Source organism: Bacillus inaquosorum, assembly GCF_023238325.1.
Lineage (GTDB): Bacteria > Bacillota > Bacilli > Bacillales > Bacillaceae > Bacillus > Bacillus inaquosorum.
The window spans coordinates 1622226-1642996 of sequence record NZ_CP096592.1 but is presented as its reverse complement, the minus strand read 5'-3'; the positions used below and the strand labels follow the sequence as shown (position 1 = coordinate 1642996).

Here is a 20771-nt window from a genome sequence, read left to right as displayed (position 1 = left end):
AGCATGCGGCTTTAGGGACTGACCCCATAAGATGAGACAAATAAAAAACACCTTCAAGTTTGAAAATGGATAGTTGTTATCCGAAATAAGACTTGGAGGTGTTTTTTGTATGGGAACAAGAGTGAGTTATCCGATTGAAGTCAAACAGAAGGCTGTAGAAATGAGATTGGCAGGCGTGCCTATGAAAGAGATCATGCAGGAATTGAATATCAAGAATAAGACGCAGGTTCAGACATGGGTTAGGTGGCATAAGGCTGGGGATACACATCGATTCGAACAACCTGTTGGTAAGCAATACACTTACGGAAAAGGTCCGGAGTATGCTTCCGAATTAGAGAAACTGCAGGCAGAGAACCGTTATCTGAGACAACAGAATGAAGTTTTAAAAAAGTACAACGAATTGGAAAGGAAGTTGATAGCCAAACGTCAGTCGAACTTGTAGAAGTATTGCACAGCACAATGACCGTACAGGATATCTGTGTTCATTTAGGTATCTCACGAGCGTCTTATTATCGTTGGAAGAAGAACCTGACGAAAGATCATCCCAAGTGCCATTTGAAAAAACAAATCGGCACGTTGTGCCGAGAGCACAAGTATCGATATGGATATCGAAAAATTACAGCTATATTAAAAAAGGGAATGCGTATTAACCATAAAACGGTTCAGCGTATCATGCAGAAAAATCAGTGGCAGTGCCGGGTTAAGGTGAAAAGGCGCAAGAAGAATGGGCAGCCATATGCCGTGGTCGATAATATATTAGATCGGAACTTTCAGTCTGATCATCCTCTTGAAAAACTAGTAACGGATATCACGTATTTGCCTTATGGACAGAAACAATTGTACCTTTCCAGTATATTGGATGTATACAATGGAGAAGTGATTGCTTTCACGATTGGAGATAAGCAGGACACAGACTTTGTCTTAAACACACTTGATCAGCTGCCAACACTGCCTCAGAACTGCGTGTTACATAGTGACCAAGGTTCTGTGTACATATCTTATGAGCATCAGAAAGCTGTTAAAACAAAAGGCATTACCATGAGCATGTCCCACAAAGGGACGCCCGCTAATAATGCCTCCATCGATTCGTTTATTCCTCACTAAAGTCTGAAACGTTCTATCTCAACAGCATTGATCGAACCACGACCGCCATCGTAGAACGCACTGTCAAAGAATACATTTATTATTATAACAACATTCGTATTCAAACGAAACTAAACAGCCAATCACCGATAAGCTATCGGCAATTGGCTGTTTAAAAGGTGTTTTGATCCCTGTCTCAAAAACGGGGGTCAGTCCCTTAGCCGCATGCTTTTTTTACTCTTCATCAACAGGACATTGACATTGTCCGCAGCATGTTCCGTATAATGTTGTCACTTTCTCATCTTCAAAGTAATGAATGGCTTCGTTGCAATCTTGGCAAACAATCGTACCCATCTCTCATTCCCCATTTCTTTGAAATTTGAAAACGCTTAATTTCTTTTGTTGCTATTATATTAATATGTCACATTTAAAATGTCAACAATAAATTGTATAACACATTTATTTCTATATCCTTATATATAGCATATTTTTTCGTCTTCCTTCACACTATATCTTCTTCATGCAACAGCTTTAATCGATACATATGCCAAAACATATTTATGATTTCATGTTTTCTTGAACGTTTATTGAAGAACACAGCGATAAATCCTATATACCCCCAGATCGCTATTTGAAACGATTGATATGATATGTAATATCACTTTAAAAACGGTTTCAATTATATAACAATTAGGTAACAAGAAGCAGTTTAAGCCGCCTCTCATGATAAACTAAAACTAGTTTACTATTGTTTATACAGAGGAGAAGATAGATGCGATATCGCGCGGTATTCCCCATACTGATAATAGTATTTGCTTTATCGGGCTGTACGCTTTCCACCATCAATCCGATGAAAAAAAGCCGGATTGACAACATTCATCATACACAAATCCTGTTTTTTTCTGATGAAAACCAAATTGACCAGGAAGCGCCATATTATGATGCACTGCTTGATTTAGAAAAAGATTATCCTGAGCAAATAGATAAAATGAAGGTCTATGATAACAAAGAGGGCTGGGAAGATGAGATTGAAACCGTCCCTACCCTTATGGTTGTGGATCAGCGCCATGTCGTGGTAAAAATCGAGGGAGGTGTGAAAAAGAAAGAAGACATCATTAAACCATTACAGCATGTGCTGTCAAAATAAAAAAACAGCCCCGCTTTGAGCGAGGGCTGTTTTTGATATGAGCATTATTTTACGATGTGAATCGGACTTCCGATTGCCACTTCAGCTGCTTCCATTGTGATTTCGCCTAATGTTGGGTGAGCGTGAATTGTCATCGCGATATCTTCAGCAGTCATGCCGCCTTCGATCGCTAAGCTTAATTCAGAAATCATATCAGAAGCACTTGCGCCGGCGATTTGCGCACCGATCACAAGACCGTCCTCTTTACGAGTGATCAGCTTCATGAAGCCGTCTGTTTCGTTAAGAGAAAGCGCACGGCCGTTTGCTGCAAATGGGAATTTAGCAGCAACGATATCAAGACCTTCTTCTTTCGCCTGTGCTTCAGTGTAACCAACTGATGCAAGTTCAGGCTCAGAGAAGACAACCGCAGGAATACCAAGGTAATCGATTTCTGCAGGCTCTCCAGCGATAGCTTCTGCTGCGATTTTACCTTCGTAAGATGCTTTGTGAGCAAGCGGCGGTCCTTCGATAATATCACCGATTGCATAAATGTTAGGTACGTTTGTGCGGCACTGTTTGTCAGTTTTCACGACACCGCGGTCCGTCATTTCAATACCGACTTGCTCAAGACCAAGCTCGTCAGTGTTTGGACGGCGTCCTACTGTAATCAGTACGTAATCAGCATCAACAGTTTTTTCTTCGCCTTTTACTTCAAAAGTAACTGTTACGCCGTCTGGTCTTTCTTCAACGCCTTTAGCCATCGCATTTGTATGGATTTCAACGTTGCCTTTTTTCTTCAGTCTGCGTGTAACGAGAGAGCTCATTTGTTTTTCGAAGCCAGGAAGAATTTCATCTCCGCCTTCAAGAATAACAAGCTCAGTTCCGAAGTTAGCATACGCAGTTCCAAGCTCAGTTCCGATGTAGCCGCCGCCGATAACAACGAGCTTCTTAGGAATTTCTTTAAGAGCCAAAGCGCCTGTTGAATTTAGGACACGCTCAGTATATTTGAAGTTTGGCAATTCGATAGGACGAGAACCAGTTGCAATGATTGCGTTTTTGAACGTGTATGTTTGAGCAGAGTTCTCATCCATAACACGAACTGAATTGCTGTCTACAAAGTAAGCTTCACCTTTTACAACATCTACTTTGTTGCCTTTAAGAAGACCTGCTACACCGCCAGTAAGCTTGTTTACAACAGAAGCTTTCCATTCTTGAACTTTTGTGAAATCAACTGATACGTTTTCAGCAGTGATTCCCATGTCGTCAGAATGCTTTGCATTCTCATAACGGTGGCCTGCATTGATCAGCGCTTTTGAAGGGATACATCCAACGTTCAGACAAACGCCTCCAAGAGTTGCTTTTTCAACGACTGTTACTTTTTGTCCAAGCTGTGCAGCGCGGATGGCAGCTACATAGCCGCCAGGTCCCGCACCAATTACAAGAGTATCTGTTTCAATAGGGAAATCTCCTACTACCATAACATTACGCCTCCATTAAAATTAATTGTGGATCGTTCAGTAAACGCTTGATGTGATTTAATGCATTTTGCGCAGTTGCTCCGTCGATCATACGGTGGTCGAAGCTGAGAGAAAGAGCTAAGACTGGAGCTGCTACGATTTCGCCATCACGAACAATCGCTTTTTCTGCAATGCGTCCGATACCAAGAATCGCAACTTCTGGATGATTGATAACCGGAGTGAACCATTGTCCGCCGGCAGAACCGATGTTTGTAATTGTGCAAGATGCGCCTTTCATTTCAGCTGGAGCAAGCTTGCCTTCACGAGCTTTTGTTGCAAGGCCATTGATCTCATCAGAAATTTCAAAGACAGATTTACGATCTGCATTTTTCACAACCGGTACAAGCAAACCTTTTTCAGTGTCTGCAGCGATACCGATGTTGAAGTAATGTTTTTGGATTACTTCATCTGTTTTATCGTCAATTGACGTGTTTAAAACAGGGAATTTTTTCAGTGCAGATGTAAGAGCTTTTACAACGTAAGGCAAGTAAGTCAGCTTGATTCCTTGATCAGCAGCAACCTGTTTGAACTGTTTACGATGTGCAACAAGGTTTGTTACGTCCACTTCGTCCATTAACGTTACGTGAGGAGCAGTGTGTTTAGAGTTAACCATCGCTTTCGCAATTGCTTTACGGATACCGCTCATTTTTTCGCGTGTTTCTGGGAATTCGCCCTCTGGAGCTGGTGCAGCAGCCGGTTTAGCAGCTGTTTCTTGTGGTGCAGCTGTTTTTTGCGGCGCAGCTTCTTGCGCTCCTCCGTTTACAAAGCTGTCGATATCTTCTTTTACAACACGTCCGTTGTTGCCTGAACCAGATACTTTACGGATGTCTACGCCTTTTTCACGAGCATATTTACGTACAGAAGGCATAGCGATCACGCGTTTGTTCGGGTCAACTTCAGCTTGATCCTGCTGTCCTGCGCCAGTTGCTTTTGCAGGCTCTTGAGCTTGCTCTTCTTTCGCAACGTCTTGTCCAGCTTCTGCAGTTGACTGAACTTGTGCTTCAGTTTTCGCATCGTCAGACTCATCGCTGCCTTTAAATTGAAGATCTTCGTAACCAGGTGCATCAAACGTAATGATCGTTTGTCCAACAGTTGCAACCGTTCCCTCTTCAACTTTTAATTCTAATACTTTTCCTTTAACAGGTGAAGGAATTTCTACTACTGCTTTATCATTTTGGACTTCAGCCAGTACATCATCTTCGTCTACCTCATCGTTAGGCTTGACAAACCATTTTACGATTTCGCCTTCGTGGATACCTTCCCCGATATCTGGAAGTTTAAATTCAAATGCCACAGTTCTCGACCTCCTAGTTTGATTAAGCAATTTTAAAGTTACATCGTAAGCATTGAAAACAGATATATAATAGAGGGAAAACGTTCATCTTCCCTCTCGATTATGCAGTTTGATTAAAATTCAAGTACTTTTCTTGCTGTTTCAAGAACGTCTTTATGGTTTGGAAGCCATACACTCTCCGCTTGAGAGAAAGGAAATACTGTATCAGGCGCAGCCACGCGAAGTACAGGTGCTTCCAAGCTCAAGATCGCACGGTCATTAATTTCTGCTACTACGTTTGCAGCAATACCGGCTTGTTTTTGTGCCTCTTGAACAACAATCGCGCGTCCTGTTTTTTCTACAGATGCGATGATTGTATCGATATCAAGCGGGCTTACAGTGCGAAGGTCGACAACTTCAGCAGAAATGCCGTCTTTTTCAAGCTCTTCGGCAGCTTTTAGTGATTCATGAACCATTGCGCCGTAAGTGATGATTGAAAGGTCAGTACCTTCACGTTTTACGTCAGCTTTGCCAAGCTCAATTGTGTATTCTTCTTCAGGAACTTCCTGACGGAAAGAACGGTAAAGCTTCATGTGTTCTAAGAAAACAACAGGATCATTGTCTCTGATTGCAGAAATTAAAAGTCCTTTGGCATCGTAAGGAGTTGATGGAATAACAACTTTGATACCAGGCTGCTGTGCAACAAGACCTTCTAAGCTGTCAGCGTGAAGTTCAGGAGTATGAACACCGCCGCCGAATGGAGAACGAATTGTTACAGGTGAAGTCCAGCGTCCGCCAGAACGGTAGCGCATACGAGCCATTTGGCCAGAAACAGAATCCATTACTTCGTAAACAAATCCGAAGAATTGGATTTCCATTACCGGACGGAAGCCGTTTAAGCCTAAACCAAGGGCAAGTCCGCCGATACCAGATTCAGCAAGTGGCGTGTCAAACACACGGTCTTCACCGAATTCTTTTTGCAATCCTTCTGTCGCACGGAATACGCCGCCGTTTACACCAACGTCTTCTCCGAAAACTAAGACATTTTCGTCATTTTTCAGTTCTGTGCGTAACGCATCCGTGATTGCTTGAATCATTGTCATTTGCGCCATGGCTTACTTCGACTCCTTCTGTGTATAAATTTCAAATTGCTCCTCAAGGTTATGAGGCATTTTTTCGTACATGATTTTCATTAAATCAGTTACTTTTTGCTTAGGCTCAGCATCAGCTTTTTTGATCGCTTGCTTAATTTCTTCTTTCGCATCCTCAATTACTTTTGCTTCTTCTTCTTCAGACCATAAGCCTTTGTTTTCAAGGAACGCACGGAAACGTACAAGCGGATCTTTTTGTTCCCACTCATTTTCGATTTCTTTTGTGCGGTATTTAGTCGGATCGTCACCAGCCATTGTGTGCGGGCCGTAACGGAATGTAAGTGTTTCAATCAGTGTTGGGCCTTCTCCGTTGATTGCGCGCTCGCGTGCTTCAGCAGTTGCAGCGTATACAGCAAGCGGATCCATTCCGTCTACTTGTACGCCGACAATACCAGCAGCGACAGCTTTTTGTGCAATTGTTTCAGCCGCAGATTGTTTTTCAACCGGAGTTGAAATCGCGTAGCGGTTGTTTTGTACTACGAAGATTGCAGGTGCTTTATAAGCGCCGGCAAAGTTAATTCCTTCGTAGAAGTCCCCTTGTGAAGCTCCGCCGTCACCAGTGTAAGTGATTGCGACAGCTTTCTTGCCGCGCTTTTTAAGACCAAGCGCAACACCGGCAGTTTGAATGTATTGAGCACCGATAATGATTTGTGGAGAAAGGGCATTCACATCATCAGGCATTTGGTTTCCTCTGAAATGTCCGCGAGAGAAAAGAAACGCTTGGTATAATGGAAGGCCGTGCCAAATTAACTGAGGCACATCACGGTATCCAGGAAGTACAAAGTCTTCTTTTTCAAGCGCGAAATGCGTTGCAATCTGAGAAGCTTCTTGACCCGCAGTAGGAGCGTAGAATCCGAGACGTCCTTGACGGTTTAATGAGATAGAGCGCTGATCAAGCACACGCGTAAATACCATGCGGCGCATTAGCTCTTTTAATTGATCATCTGTTAAATCAGGCATCGCCGCTTCATTCACGACTTCTCCCTTTTCATTTAAAATTTGGAACGTTTCGAACTGCTTTTTAATGGCATCAAATTGCTTCTTACTGTCAACGATAGCTTTTTTCGTTTTTGCAGCCATACTAAGTCACCTCTTCCTTTCTTTTAAACAGTCATTAGACGTGCATTCCTTTTATACATACAAACTTAGGGTACCCTAAAGTATCAGCAGTAAGTCGTATATATTTTAGCCGATCCCCAGTTTGCCGAAACCTTTTATGTAGGATAGTTACACTCTGCTTTGAACTGTATTATTTCGAAGTTGTAAAAAACTAATACAACACCGCTTAACATGGATTAGTTTACACCAAATAAAGAAGAACCGTCAATCGTTTTCATCGCTGATTTTCAATAAATGTATTCGCTTTACATTTTCAATAAAAAAACAGATGCTGACTGTATCCAAAACTGTACTAGTATACACTACCACACTGTACTACAATAGAAATGAAAATTTTGAACAAAATCGGTGGCGTGTTTATTTAAAAAAGAGCTGTCCAAAGTCAGCTCTTTTTCACATGATAGCCCGCGGCATCATATAGATCTTCCCGGGCTTTATTATATTTTTCTGTTTGTTCATTAAATTCTCCGCTATATTTAAGGACTTTTTCATAAGAAGCATTGACTTTGTCGATCTGCTGATCCAGATCGTCTCGTGTCAAGTCTTTGTCTTTCAGCTGCTTATACAGATTTTTATCAAGCTGAAGCGCTTTTTTATATTCTTCATACATAGTGCCATATGATGAATATCTTTTCTCCATGTGGCTTGCTGCGGCATCTGCCTTTTCTTTTATGTGTTTATCCTTAATATGTTCGGCAGAGGTTTTTGCTTCCTCAAATTCCGATTCCGATTGTTTGATGCTGTCATTTTCAATCTTTAGATGTTCTTCTCGCTTGCTGACATTTTCAAGTGCCTCGTTAGATAAAGCAACAATTTTTTTATAATCATCCATATTGAGATTCATGACATCATCATAAAGCTGATTTTCTTTCGCCTCTAATTCTTCGAGCGTTTTCTGTTCTTCTTGAAACGGCTTTTCCGATTCCGCGGCTTTTTCTAATGAGTGATGCAGTGAATCAACCGGGTCCTGTCCCATGCAACCTGTTAATATCAATGTCACAGCACAAAAAGCTCCGATTTTCATTCCGGGCTGCCGTTTTATTGCGTCTTTCACGTTAAATCCCCCAATCTTGACAATTTCTACTATAGAATCCATGGGGGCATTTGGCAATAGATGTACTGTATGAATGCAACGCTGCAATCAAATCAAAAAACTGAAAAATCAGGACAGATGACCATACAACTTTTTTGTTTTTACATAGGTTATAGTAGACGCTATGCCTACTGATAAAGGCTCTGGCGTAATTAAAAGAGGAGGTTTTGTAATATGTATGGATATGGTTACGGCGGAAGCTGCTGCGGTTATGGTGGTTACGGATATGGATATGGCTACGGCCGCACATTTGCGCTAATCGTTGTTTTATTCATTCTGTTAATCATTGTCGGAGCTGCTTATTTAGGCGGAGGCTGTTGCTAATCACACAGCATGAACTTGACCAGCCATCTACGGCTGGTCATTCGTTCGTTGCACCTTTGTGAAGAAATCCGATATAATTTACATATTAAGCTTTAGGAGTGAAGTTTCTTGATTACTATGGAAAACATCGTACGTGACGGCCATCCAGCCCTAAGAGAGACAGCCGAACCTGTTGAGCTGCCTCCGACTGATGCAGACAAACAGCAGCTGGCCGACATGATCGAATTTGTTAAGAACAGCCAAAATCCCGAATTAGCCGAAAAATACAAGCTGCGTCCAGGCGTAGGACTCGCAGCTCCTCAAATTAATATCAAAAAACGAATGATCGCCGTTCATGCGGAAGATGCTTCCGGAAAGTTATACAGCTATGCTTTGTTTAATCCTAAGATCGTCAGCCATTCTGTCGAAAAAAGCTACTTAACAAGCGGCGAGGGCTGTCTGTCTGTTGATGAAGCGATACCCGGTTATGTTCCCCGCTATGCTCGCATCAGAGTAAAAGGAATAACCCTTGAAGGCGAAAACATTGATATCCGTTTAAAAGGATTTCCGGCTATTGTGTTTCAGCATGAGATCGATCATTTAAATGGCGTTATGTTCTATGATCATATTGATAAGGAGAATCCTTTCAAAGAACCTGAAAATGCAATCGCGATTGAGCGCTAAAAAGAAAAAGCGGCTGGCACAGTGCAGTGCCAGCCGTTTCTTTATTTTAAAAGACCCAATTCTTTGACAGCGTACGCGATTCCATCCTCGTCTACCGGCTTTGTTACAAAGTCCGCGATTTCTTTCAATTCAGGAACAGCATTTCCCATAGCTACGCCTGTCCCGACATATTCAATCATTTGAAGATCGTTTAATCCGTCGCCGAAAGCATATGTATCGCTGATATCAAACGGAAGACGCTCAATCACTTTTTTGATCCCTTCCGCCTTTGAACCTCCGTGCGGCAGAACATCAGTCGAAAACTCATGCCAGCGTACGAGATCAAATTCAGGAAAAGCGGCATAAGCCTTTTCTTCTTCATCCTGGCAAAATAAAAGCAGCTGAAAAATTTCTTTTCCTTCATAGAAAAGGTCATCGGTTTCTGGATAATCGGTTTTAAGGCTGCCGATTCCCTCCAGAACATGGGGATGATCCGCAACAGTCGCTTTCATCGTGTCCTCAGCCATAAACACAACAGGATGTTTGCCCTCTCCCGCCTGCTTTAATAATCGTCTGATTGCCTCTTCAGGCAGCGGATTTTTATAGATCACTTGATTTTCAAAGACAACATACTGCCCATTATAGGAGATAAATGAGTGTATGCCCAGCTCCTCCAAAATCGGCTTAACCATAAACGGAGACCGCCCGCTGGCGATAAACACATGATGTCCTTGGCGCTGCAGCTCCGCCACCGTTTTTCTCGTACTTTCCGGTATATTCTTGTCATGATCATATATCGTACCGTCAATATCAAAAAAGATTAATTTTGAGTCCATTATAACTTCCCCTTTATCGTCTTGATCTGCAATTCCCACCCTCATCATACAAAAAGATTGCCATTCAGCAAACTATTTCGTTCAAAAATCATATTAAATTCCATTAATAACCACGAAAAGTCTTCCTCAATCTCCGTATACTATTTGTATAAAAGAACGCTGGACAAGTTTATATTAAAGGAGGAACTAACAAATGCTGCGCAAATTAAGAAAGAAACTCAGAAGACAATGGAACGGAATGCTCCGCAAGAAAGCGATTGCCTGACAAGGGATCTTTCACTTTTCGAGAGGTCCTTATTTTGCTCAAGGCTTTCCTTATATTCCGTTTTCGAATATAATAGAGTAAGCGAGTCTAACATACGGCATTTAAGGAGAGATTTGGATGATTTATAAGGTATTTTATCAAGAAAAGGCTGACGAAGTACCTGTTCGGGAAAAGACAGATTCACTTTATATTGAAGGCGTATCTGAGCGTGACGTCAGAACAAAGCTGAAAGAGAAGAAATTTAATATTGAGTTTATCACACCTGTTAATGGTGCATTTTTAGAATATGAACAACAGAGCGAAAATTTTAAAGTATTGGAGTTATGAGCGGTATGAAATTTGTAAAAAATGATCAGACTGCTGTTTTTGCCCTCGGAGGGTTGGGCGAAATCGGTAAAAATACGTATGCGGTACAATTTCAGGATGAAATTGTGCTGATTGATGCGGGGATCAAGTTTCCCGAGGACGAACTGCTGGGAATTGACTACGTTATCCCTGATTACACGTATTTAGTCAAAAACGAAGATAAAATTAAAGGGCTTTTTATCACCCACGGGCACGAAGACCACATCGGCGGTATTCCGTACCTGCTCAGACAAGTAAATATTCCTGTTTACGGCGGTAAACTCGCGATCGGCTTACTTCGGAATAAACTTGAAGAGCATGGATTATTAAGACAGACGAAACTGAACATTATCGGTGAGGATGATATCGTAAAGTTCCGCAAAACGGCTGTGTCATTCTTCAGAACAACACATAGTATTCCGGATTCCTACGGTATTGTTGTAAAGACACCGCCAGGAAACATCGTACATACTGGAGATTTCAAATTCGACTTTACTCCAGTCGGCGAGCCGGCAAACTTGACGAAAATGGCCGAAATCGGAAAAGAAGGCGTTCTGTGCCTCCTTTCAGACAGCACAAACAGTGAGAACCCAGAGTTCACCATGTCTGAACGCCGTGTCGGAGAAAGCATTCACGACATTTTCCGCAAGGTAGACGGCCGAGTTATCTTTGCTACATTTGCGTCGAATATTCACCGCTTGCAGCAGGTAATTGAGGCTGCTGTATTAAATGGAAGAAAAGTTGCCGTATTTGGACGCAGTATGGAATCGGCTATCGAAATCGGACAAACTCTCGGATATATTAACTGTCCTAAAAATACGTTTATTGAGCATAACGAAATCAATCGTATGCCTGCTAATAAAGTAACGATTTTATGTACAGGAAGCCAAGGGGAACCGATGGCGGCATTATCAAGGATTGCAAACGGCACACACCGCCAGATTTCAATCAATCCTGGAGATACAGTCGTATTTTCTTCATCCCCTATCCCAGGCAACACAATCAGCGTGAGCCGTACAATCAACCAGCTGTATCGTGCAGGTGCCGAGGTTATTCACGGACCTCTTAATGATATCCATACATCCGGTCACGGCGGACAGGAAGAACAGAAGCTTATGCTACGTTTAATTAAACCTAAATTCTTCATGCCGATTCACGGTGAGTACAGAATGCAAAAGATGCATGTCAAACTTGCAACAGATTGCGGCATCCCTGAAGAAAACTGCTTTATCATGGATAATGGTGAAGTATTGGCGCTTAAAGGTGATGAAGCTTCAGTTGCCGGCAAAATCCCGTCCGGCTCAGTATACATTGACGGAAGCGGCATCGGTGATATTGGCAATATCGTGCTTCGTGACCGCAGAATTCTTTCTGAAGAAGGTCTTGTCATCGTGGTTGTCAGCATTGACATGGATGGCTTTAAGATTTCAGCTGGGCCTGATTTGATTTCCAGAGGATTTGTGTACATGAGAGAATCTGGCGACTTGATCAATGACGCTCAAGAGCTCATTTCAAACCACTTACAAAAAGTGATGGAACGAAAAACGACTCAATGGTCTGAAATCAAAAACGAGATTACAGATACGCTTGCACCGTTCTTATACGAAAAAACGAAACGCCGTCCGATGATCCTTCCGATCATTATGGAGGTTTAAAAAAAGATGCACTCACTTGAGAGTGCATCTTAGATTGTTGAAAAAATCCTAAAACGATTTTTAGTTTTAGGATTTTTTCATCTTTTCAGCGTGATTGAAAACCCTTGAATTCTAGGAAGGACGAGCATCGGAGCACAGCGAATGTTGAAATTCGTGAGCACCGAAGCGCAAGCCTGACAACGAATGCGAGGGTTTGTCGCCACGCTGAGATGCACTCACTTGGGAGTGCATCTTTTTTTATTGTAATCCAATATGCTGAAATGACTTCACATCAAATAATCCCGTTGTCGTCATTTTAATGTCGGGAATGACAGGCAAAGCTAAAAACGACAGCGTCAAAAATGGATTAAACCCGCCTGTGAAACCAACTAACGACAATTTATCATGCAGCGTCAGCAAGCTTTGATTCACCTGCTCCGCAGATTGGTCGGATAATAACCCCGCAATCGGCAGCGGTACTGAATGAAGCTCTTCTTCATTTTTTATAATCGTTAATCCTCCGCCAATTTCCTGCAGCTTATTAACTGCAGCCGCGATATCGGCATCATTCGTTCCAACGGCAATAATATTGTGGGAATCGTGCGAAATGGTTGTTGCAATCGCTCCGCTCTTGAATCCAAATCCTTTCACCACACCAAGTCCGACTTCTTTTAATCCTTTATGCCGCTCAATGACTGCAATCTTTAACAAATCGAGCTCGGTGTCAGGCTCAAAAACGTGTGCATCAGGAGCCGGAACATATACCAATCGTGTTTCAAGCTGGTTTGGAATAATTTGAATCACATTGATTTGCTGACTTGAATTGATTGGCATATGTAAATTCTGTTCTTTAAGAGGAGCAGCAAGCTTAACAGAATCGAGCAGTGCCGGTTCTGGAGCTGCAGCTGGAGCGCTATCTTGATAGACTGCTTTTTTGCCTTCAGCTACAGTCTGTCCTTTTACCATCGTCATTGTGACTGTGACGTTTTCCAGATCAGAAACAAAGAGCAGATCAGCGTCAAAACCCGGGGCAATCGCTCCCCTTGTATCTAACCCGTAGCATTCGGCTGCGTTGAGGCTTCCTAATTGATAGGCTAAAAACGGGTCAAGTCCGGCTTGAATCGCCATTTTTACTTGATGATTCACACTTCCCTCTGACAACAAATCATCCACATGCTTATCATCCGTACAGAAGAAAAAACGGCGTGCGTTCTTTTCATTCACCGCAGGCAGCACATTGAGAGTGTTTTTTGCGACTGATCCTTCACGCATCATGACATACATTCCCCTTCTAATACGATCAAGGGCTTCTTCCTTCGTCGTTACTTCATGATCGTTCAAGACAAATGCGGTTCTATAAATGTTAATGAGATCTGTTGATAAACCCGCTAAATGACCGTCAATCCGCTTTCCTGCAACGCGGGCATCGAGCAGTTTCTGAACCATATCTTCTTCAGCATGCTGAACCGACACAAAATCCATGACTTCAGCCAGCCCCAATACTTCTTGCTCTTCGTAAAAAGGCTTTAAATCAGCAGCTTTGAGTACTGCGCCTGATCGCTCAAAGCTTGCAGCAGGCACACTGGAGGGAAGCATAAAATGGATATTCAGCGGTGTTTGCCGAGCCTGTTCAATCATAAATGCAATCCCTTTTTCACCTGACACATTCGCTATTTCATGCGGGTCGGTAACAACGGTCGTCACGCCATGCGGCAATACCGCTTTAGCGAACTCAATCGGTGTAACCATTGAAGACTCAATATGTACATGTCCATCAATAAAACCCGGAACAACCATTTGTCCCTCTGCATCAATGATTTTTTCGCCTTCATACTCGCCGAGGCCTACAATGACTCCATCTGTAATCGCAATATCTTCATATATCCACTCTTGGTTAAATACGTCCATGATTTTTCCGTTTTTAATGACGATATCAGCTTTTTGTCTTCGGGCTGAAGCATTCAGCCTATTGACCAGCGTTTCTTTATTCAAATAGGCCCCTCCTCTTTTTTATTATATGGTACAATATGCTATCGGAACGCCTATGCTTAGTCAATAAAATTTTAAGAAATTGGCGCTCATTTCATTAAAGTTGTTATATTCTGATAACATTAAAAACCGCCCCTTTGGGACGGCTTTTGTTTTACTGCTATTTTGTATGGAGAACTCTTTTTTCAAAACGGGAAATGTCTGTAACCGAACCAATAACGATGAGAATATCTTCTTGATGTATGACCTCGGTTGCAAGCGGCGATACGATAACTTCCTTGCCCCTTTTGATGGCTACGATGTTAATACCGTATTTCGCACGAATATCTAAATCGAGAAGCGTATTTCCGGCCAGGCGGCTGTTGGCTACGATTTCAACAAGACTATGCTCTTCAGACAGCTCTAAATAATCCAATACGTTGTTGGATACGATGTTATGCGCAATTCGCTTTGCCATATCGCGTTCCGGGTGGACGATGTGATCTGCACCGATTTTAGACAGCACTTTTTCGTGATAATCGTTCTGGGCCTTAACTGTAATGGTGTGAACGCCCAGTTCTTTCAGAATGAGAGTCGTTAAAATACTCGCTTGGATATTTTCTCCGATGGCTACAATGACGTGGTCAAAGTTTCGCAGACCTAAATTTTTCAGGACAGATTCGTCTGTTGAATCACCGATAACGGCGTGAGATGCGATCTTGGCATACTCGTTGACTTTATCTTCATCGATATCCATTGCCATAACCTCAACGCCTTCTTCGCTTAATGCTTTGCAAATACTGCCACCAAAACGGCCTAGTCCAATTACCGCAAATTCTTTTTTCATAGTGGTGCTCCTTTACCTGACATCATATTGATCAAATTTTATCATATTCTTTTGTAACAGTGTTAATTTCGTTAACCTTTTGGCAGCGAATTCATATGCCGCTTAAGCTTGTCAGCAAACCCCGTTGACAAATACAGCTCTGCTCCGCGTTCAATTTCAATCTGATAGTGCTGAGGCGGGGCAGTTTCCGCTTCTTTTTGGAGGACGAGAAAGGTTAAGCAGTCTGTGTAGCGCCTTCCGCCTGCTTCAACGTCTACAAATGCCGGCCGATACGTAAGAGATTCAACGCCCTCCCTTTTATATAGATAGGAGAGCGCAGAAAAAGGGATACGGTATAAAACGCCTTCTGTTGTTCCTCCGTCTTCCATCAGGTCCGCTCTTGAGCCATCCTCTCTTTTTAGCGTAAAGCGGGTTGTGTATCCTTTTAAAACAGCTCTTCCCACCGGATCTTGAAAATAGTGATCGACTCCCGCCTTTTGAAAGCGGGCATTGTCCATGCAGGACCCATAGGCAAAATAATAAACAGGATTTTGCAATTTACTGATCATCTGATGTTCTTTCCAGTCGCCGCTGCTTATTTTCGGAAAGCCGGCACACTTGTCTTTGTTCATAAAATAAATAAGCGCTTTTTTGATCCCGGTATCCGTTTCTACAAGCACCGTTTGTTGATCATAGCCTTGAAAAAACTGATCGAGCTTATGTACACACAATTCATCTGCTTCATATACTTCGCCGCATATATAGCCTTCATCTTCAAAAATGGCTGCGGCCCCCTCTTTTGCAGCAAACAGACATCCCTTCGTTCTGGCCTGCTCATTAATACATGCCGATTGTGCCAGCAGATGATGATTTTTTTCATGCTTTCTTAATGTCCCGTATACAAACAGAAGCGAGTTCATTTTATTTTTCCCCTCTCAGCTGTCTGATGTTAAAGGCAAAACCACTTGAAAGACGCTGCCTTTTCCAGCTTCACTTTCGATTTTCAATTCCCCGTCATGTTCCTTCAAGATTCTCAAACAAATGGCAAGCCCGAGTCCGGTGCCCTTTTCTTTTGTTGAATAAAAAGGTTTGCCAATCTGCTTAAGCTTTTCCTGCGGCATGCCGTTCCCTTCATCTTTGACGCTTATGACTGCATGAGAGGCTGTCTTAGCAGTCGAAATGGTAACGACACCGCCTTTTGGCATTGCTTCAATCCCGTTTTTAATAATATTGATAAAGACCTGCTTCAGCTGATTTTCGTCCCCGTTAATGATACAGCCATCTGTCTCTTCGAAATTTTTTTCTATGACAATATTGGACAAAATAGCATTGGTATCAAGCAGTGTCGTAACCTGTTTCAAGATCTCATTGAGCTGATGTGTTTTAAATGTGACCGCCTGCGGTTTTGCCAGCAGCAACAGCTCGCTGAGCACCAAATCGATTCTTTTAATCTCCGAAAAGATGATGTCAAAATAGCCTTTTCTGTCCGGATATTGTGTTTTCATAATCTGAAGGAAACCGCTGACAGATGTTAAAGGGTTTCTGACCTCATGTGCAATACCGGCGGCAAGTTCACTTGTGATTGACAGTTTCTGAGATTCTCTCGCCAGCCGTTCATTAATCTCAATGAGCTCATCTTCAGCCTCTTTACGCTCTGTGATATCTGACATTGTGCCCAGGCTGCCTGTAAATTGGTCATCCCGGTCGTAGTAAAGCTTATAATGAACTTCTCCCCAAAAAATCGTGCCGTTCTTTGTCACGTATTTTGCAGTAAACATGCCAGAAGACGCTTTGTTTTGGATTTGGGTGTTAATATGGTCGGCTACGTGCTTTTCTTTTATGAAGTAATCATTATACATCGTTCCCATACATTCACGAATTGAAAAGCCGGTTATTGATGCCCACGCTTGGTTTAGATATGTAATTTCGCCTTTTGCATTCGTTTGAAATACGATTTCCTGCAAATTATCCATGATGCGGTTTTTTTCTTCAGAGAGCTGTTTATACTTCCATTCATTATCCTTCATTTTCTTAACCAGCTGCTGTTTCTCATCAATATAATAAGCCAGCATCCAGACACTTACTATCGTGACTGCAGTATACACAATATCAACAGGCCAATTAATCGGGTTTTTGCCTATAAAATAAAATAAATAATCCCAAAACATAATAAAAATCATTGCCAAAATAATGGAAATGATACGTGCTTGATATTTTCTCATATGACCACCTGCCGCTTGTGTTTCTCTATTTATTGTACCATTCTTCGACAAAAAATTGAGTAAAATATGTAAAGTATCCCAAATCATTCATTACCTGATGTTCATGCTGTCATATCTTAGGCGGCGGTAAACAGAAATTGGCACGCAAAAAAAGGCGGAGATTGTATCGCTCCGCCTTTTTTCAACATGATATTATTCTTTTAAAGCGGCTTGAATTTCTTCAAGAAGCAGCTGTGCACCTTCTGGGCTTAACGTAATTTTACCGTTGCCGTATTCTTTATTATCTGAAGTGATTTCTCCGGTCATTAAACAAACACCATGAGGTTTGTACTTTTTCAAGATAATTTTATCTCCGTCAACAAAAAATTCAATACTGTCTTTTATGGCAATATCCAGTGCCCGTCTTAATTCTATCGGCATAACAATACGGCCTAATTCATCTACTTTTCTCACAACACCTATTGATTTCATAAAAACCCTTCTTCCTTTAAATGTTTCTTTTCTCATGTAATGTTTAAGGATGTACCTCAATATATCGTAGACGTACGAAACTTAGAAAAAGTTTCCCGCTTTCTATAAGAATTACAAGATATTTTTTCCATAAAACCGAGAAATGTATTACTTCTGTTACACAGTTCCGCGTTTTTTTACAAAAACATTTCTTTCCCGACGCACACCCCCAAAAATCGCTTCATTTCTTAGAAACTTTAAATGTAGAATCATATAAAATCAGGATAGAGATTGGGTGAAGACATGTTTCAATCAACTGAAATCGGGATTGACTTAGGAACAGCTAATATACTTGTTTACAGCAAAAATAAAGGAATTATCTTAAATGAACCATCTGTTGTTGCCGTGGATACAACGACAAAAGCAGTACTTGCTATCGGAGCTGACGCAAAAAACATGATCGGCAAAACGCCGGGAAAAATTGTCGCTGTCAGACCGATGAAAGATGGCGTTATCGCAGACTATGATATGACAACTGATTTGTTAAAGCACATTATGAAAAAAGCCGCAAAAAGCATTGGCATGTCGTTCAGAAAACCGAATGTAGTCGTTTGCACACCGTCAGGCTCAACAGCAGTAGAACGCCGCGCCATCAGTGATGCAGTGAAAAATTGCGGCGCGAAAAACGTCCATTTAATCGAAGAGCCAGTAGCAGCCGCAATCGGAGCGGATTTACCGGTTGATGAGCCGGTTGCCAATGTGGTAGTAGACATCGGCGGAGGGACGACAGAGGTCGCCATCATTTCCTTCGGCGGCGTTGTTTCCTGTCACTCTATCAGAATCGGCGGAGACCAGCTTGATGAGGATATCGTTTCTTTTGTCCGGAAAAAATACAATTTGCTGATCGGGGAACGCACAGCTGAGCAGGTGAAAATGGAAATTGGCCATGCCCTGATTGAGCATGTGCCAGAAGCAATGGAAATTCGGGGACGCGACCTCGTGACAGGCCTTCCAAAAACCATTATGCTTCAATCTAACGAAATTCAAGATGCCATGCGTGAATCTCTCCTGCATATTCTTGAAGCCATCAGAGCTACACTTGAGGACTGCCCGCCTGAATTGAGCGGAGATATTGTTGATCGCGGCGTTATTTTAACGGGCGGCGGCGCACTTCTTAACGGGATAAAAGAATGGCTCACAGAAGAGATTGTAGTGCCTGTACACGTGGCGCAAAATCCGCTTGAATCTGTGGCAATCGGCACAGGCCGTTCTTTAGAAGTGATCGATAAGCTTCAAAAGGCGATTAAATAGTCTTTTCCTGCAAAAATCTCACATCCAGCAAATTTCTTGCTTCTTTTTTCCTCACTTCCTTCATATTGTGGGAAATGGAGAAACGTTAAGGAGGAAACAGATGCTAAGAGATTTAGGAAGAAGAGTAGCGATCGCAGCCATTTTAAGCGGAATCATTCTTGGAGGCATGAGCATTTCTTTGGCCAATATGCCCCATTCGCCTGCAGGCGGCACTGTAAAACTGAATCATCCATAATATTGAAAAACCCAAGACATGTTGTTTTGGGTTTTTCACTTTGGCCTCCTTTCTTTCCTTTATAGGATTATATTTGATATGATGAGAAAAAAGCTTGAGGAGGAATGATTCATGGATTCATTTTCACAGAAATTAAATACATATGCACAGCTGGCGGTAGAAGTCGGCGTAAACGTCCAAAAAGGCCAGTATGTAGTCGTAAATGCTTCAACAGATGTACGGGATTTTGTCCGCTTAATTGTGAAACATGCATATGAAAAAGGCGCAAAAAATGTAACGGTGAATTGGCAGGATGACGAAGTCGCCAAATTCAAATATGAACTCGCACCGTTTGAAGCATTTGAAGAATACCCTGAATGGGAAGCAAAAGGCAGAGAAGAGCTTGCTAAAAAAGGAGCTGCTTTCATCTCTGTCGTGTCGTCAAACCCAGACTTACTAAAAGGTGTAGATTCCAAACGGATTGCTGCATTCCAAAAAGCAGCAGGCAAAGCATTACATACATACAGACAATATATTCAATCGGACAAAGTCAGCTGGACTGTCGTAGGTGCGGCATCAGCAGGCTGGGCTCAGAAAGTGTTTCCTGGCAAATCAGAAGAGGAAGCGATTCAGCTTCTGTGGGAAGAAATTTTTAAAGCAACGCGCGTAAACGAAGACGACCCGGTACAAGCTTGGATCAAGCATGATCAAAATCTTCATGAAAAAGTTGACCATTTGAACGAGAGACATTACGCTACTTTACATTATCAAGCAAAAGGAACTGATTTAACCATTAAGCTGCCGAAAAAGCATGTTTGGGCAGGCGCGGGCAGCGTAAATGAAAGCGGCCATGAGTTTATGGCCAATATGCCGACAGAGGAAGTATTTACGCTGCCGCAAAAAGATGGAGTCGACGGAGTCGTATCGAGCACAAAACCGTTAAGCTACGGCGGAAATATTATCGAAAACTTCACCCTCACTTTTGAAAATGGCCGTATAGTCGACATTAAAGCCGAAAAAGGCGAGGACATTTTAAAAGAACTGGTGGAAACAGATGAGGGTTCTCACTATTTAGGTGAAGTGGCACTTGTTCCTTACGATTCGCCTATATCACAATCAAATATTCTTTTCTATAACACATTGTTTGATGAAAATGCGTCAAATCATTTGGCGATCGGCAATGCCTATGCCTTTAACATTGAAGGCGGAAAGCAGATGTCTCGTGAGGAGCTTGTCAAAGAAGGCTTAAATGAAAGCATTACACACGTGGACTTTATGGTTGGTTCTCAGGATATGAATATTGACGGAATTACAGCAGACGGTAAAAGAGAGCCTATCTTCAGAAACGGAAATTGGGCTTTTTAATAAACAA

At 42.1% G+C, this 20771-nt stretch carries 20 protein-coding genes and 1 pseudogene; 9 read left to right on the top strand and 12 right to left on the bottom strand.

Annotated features, from left to right (window positions below; all coding sequences use genetic code 11):
* Window positions 1-109: 109 nt before the first annotated feature.
* Window positions 110-1259: pseudogene (locus M1M80_RS08115) on the top strand (IS3 family transposase).
* 58 nt (window positions 1260-1317) lie between these two features.
* Here the strand turns inward: M1M80_RS08115 and M1M80_RS08110 are convergent.
* Window positions 1318-1437: a GapA-binding peptide SR1P gene (locus M1M80_RS08110; protein WP_003232305.1), complete on the bottom strand. Its 120-nt coding sequence runs from the start codon at window positions 1435-1437 to the stop codon at window positions 1318-1320.
* 418 nt (window positions 1438-1855) lie between these two features.
* Here M1M80_RS08110 and slp point away from each other — a divergent pair, with 418 nt between their 5' ends.
* Window positions 1856-2230 (top strand): peptidoglycan-associated lipoprotein Slp, encoded by a 375-nt coding sequence (gene slp, locus M1M80_RS08105; protein ID WP_060398547.1) that lies wholly within the window; start codon window positions 1856-1858, stop codon window positions 2228-2230.
* Window positions 2231-2274: 44 nt separating this feature from the next.
* On the opposite strand, the gene lpdA is transcribed toward slp, so the two are convergent.
* From lpdA to M1M80_RS08080, 5 genes are all read right to left on the bottom strand, one after another.
* Complete coding sequence (gene lpdA / locus M1M80_RS08100; RefSeq protein WP_003222288.1) at window positions 2275-3687, bottom strand: dihydrolipoyl dehydrogenase; 1413 nt, start codon at window positions 3685-3687, stop codon at window positions 2275-2277.
* Between the two features lie 4 nt (window positions 3688-3691).
* Window positions 3692-5020: a pyruvate dehydrogenase complex dihydrolipoyllysine-residue acetyltransferase gene (gene pdhC / locus M1M80_RS08095; protein WP_060398546.1), complete on the bottom strand. Its 1329-nt coding sequence runs from the start codon at window positions 5018-5020 to the stop codon at window positions 3692-3694.
* Window positions 5021-5133: 113 nt separating this feature from the next.
* Window positions 5134-6111 carry a pyruvate dehydrogenase complex E1 component subunit beta gene (gene pdhB / locus M1M80_RS08090; RefSeq protein ID WP_014113660.1) on the bottom strand — a complete coding sequence of 326 codons (978 nt, stop codon included), beginning with the start codon at window positions 6109-6111 and terminating at the stop codon, window positions 5134-5136.
* Between the two features lie 3 nt (window positions 6112-6114).
* Window positions 6115-7230: a pyruvate dehydrogenase (acetyl-transferring) E1 component subunit alpha gene (gene pdhA / locus M1M80_RS08085; RefSeq protein WP_003222294.1), complete on the bottom strand. Its 1116-nt coding sequence runs from the start codon at window positions 7228-7230 to the stop codon at window positions 6115-6117.
* A gap of 421 nt (window positions 7231-7651) precedes the next feature.
* The gene (locus M1M80_RS08080; RefSeq protein WP_060398545.1) at window positions 7652-8323 is read right to left on the bottom strand and encodes a YkyA family protein; all 672 of its coding nucleotides are present in this window, start codon (window positions 8321-8323) and stop codon (window positions 7652-7654) included.
* Between the two features lie 213 nt (window positions 8324-8536).
* On the opposite strand from M1M80_RS08080, the gene M1M80_RS08075 reads away from it, so the two are divergent.
* A complete protein-coding gene (locus M1M80_RS08075) occupies window positions 8537-8686 on the top strand; it encodes a YjcZ family sporulation protein (RefSeq protein WP_060398544.1) in 150 nt (49 codons plus the stop codon).
* A 108-nt stretch (window positions 8687-8794) separates the two neighbouring features.
* Complete coding sequence (gene def, locus M1M80_RS08070; protein WP_060398543.1) at window positions 8795-9349, top strand: peptide deformylase; 555 nt, start codon at window positions 8795-8797, stop codon at window positions 9347-9349.
* A gap of 41 nt (window positions 9350-9390) precedes the next feature.
* On the opposite strand, the gene M1M80_RS08065 is transcribed toward def, so the two are convergent.
* Window positions 9391-10164, bottom strand: a complete 774-nt coding sequence (locus M1M80_RS08065; RefSeq protein WP_019258297.1) for a Cof-type HAD-IIB family hydrolase — start codon at window positions 10162-10164, stop codon at window positions 9391-9393.
* A gap of 382 nt (window positions 10165-10546) precedes the next feature.
* Here M1M80_RS08065 and rnpZA point away from each other — a divergent pair, with 382 nt between their 5' ends.
* Both rnpZA and rnjA read left to right on the top strand, forming a co-directional pair.
* Window positions 10547-10756 (top strand): RNA polymerase subunit omega 1, encoded by a 210-nt coding sequence (rnpZA, locus tag M1M80_RS08060; RefSeq protein ID WP_003238840.1) that lies wholly within the window; start codon window positions 10547-10549, stop codon window positions 10754-10756.
* A gap of 5 nt (window positions 10757-10761) precedes the next feature.
* Entirely contained in the window at window positions 10762-12429 is a 1668-nt protein-coding gene (gene rnjA, locus M1M80_RS08055) for a ribonuclease J1 (RefSeq protein ID WP_003238841.1), read from the top strand.
* 237 nt (window positions 12430-12666) lie between these two features.
* Here the strand turns inward: rnjA and ade are convergent, their stop codons facing one another.
* The 5 genes from ade to abhA form a co-directional block, all read right to left on the bottom strand.
* Complete coding sequence (gene ade, locus M1M80_RS08050) at window positions 12667-14400, bottom strand: adenine deaminase (protein WP_060398542.1); 1734 nt, start codon at window positions 14398-14400, stop codon at window positions 12667-12669.
* A 157-nt stretch (window positions 14401-14557) separates the two neighbouring features.
* Window positions 14558-15223 (bottom strand): Ktr system potassium transporter KtrC, encoded by a 666-nt coding sequence (ktrC, locus tag M1M80_RS08045; RefSeq protein ID WP_003222311.1) that lies wholly within the window; start codon window positions 15221-15223, stop codon window positions 14558-14560.
* 71 nt (window positions 15224-15294) lie between these two features.
* Window positions 15295-16122, bottom strand: coding sequence for a gamma-glutamylcyclotransferase family protein (locus M1M80_RS08040; protein ID WP_060398541.1), 828 nt, complete (start codon window positions 16120-16122; stop codon window positions 15295-15297).
* Between the two features lie 15 nt (window positions 16123-16137).
* Window positions 16138-17424, bottom strand: a complete 1287-nt coding sequence (gene kinC / locus M1M80_RS08035; RefSeq protein ID WP_060398540.1) for a two-component sensor histidine kinase KinC — start codon at window positions 17422-17424, stop codon at window positions 16138-16140.
* 192 nt (window positions 17425-17616) lie between these two features.
* Window positions 17617-17895 carry a transcriptional regulator AbhA gene (gene abhA, locus M1M80_RS08030; protein ID WP_003238863.1) on the bottom strand — a complete coding sequence of 93 codons (279 nt, stop codon included), beginning with the start codon at window positions 17893-17895 and terminating at the stop codon, window positions 17617-17619.
* A 282-nt stretch (window positions 17896-18177) separates the two neighbouring features.
* Here abhA and mreBH point away from each other — a divergent pair, with 282 nt between their 5' ends.
* From mreBH to M1M80_RS08015, 3 genes are all read left to right on the top strand, one after another.
* Window positions 18178-19185, top strand: a complete 1008-nt coding sequence (mreBH, locus tag M1M80_RS08025; protein ID WP_029316824.1) for a cell shape-determining protein MreBH — start codon at window positions 18178-18180, stop codon at window positions 19183-19185.
* A 100-nt stretch (window positions 19186-19285) separates the two neighbouring features.
* On the top strand, window positions 19286-19420 hold the full coding sequence (locus M1M80_RS08020) for a protein YkpC (protein WP_003238865.1): 135 nt from the start codon (window positions 19286-19288) through the stop codon (window positions 19418-19420).
* A 111-nt stretch (window positions 19421-19531) separates the two neighbouring features.
* Window positions 19532-20764: an aminopeptidase gene (locus M1M80_RS08015; RefSeq protein WP_060398539.1), complete on the top strand. Its 1233-nt coding sequence runs from the start codon at window positions 19532-19534 to the stop codon at window positions 20762-20764.
* Window positions 20765-20771: the final 7 nt, after the last annotated feature.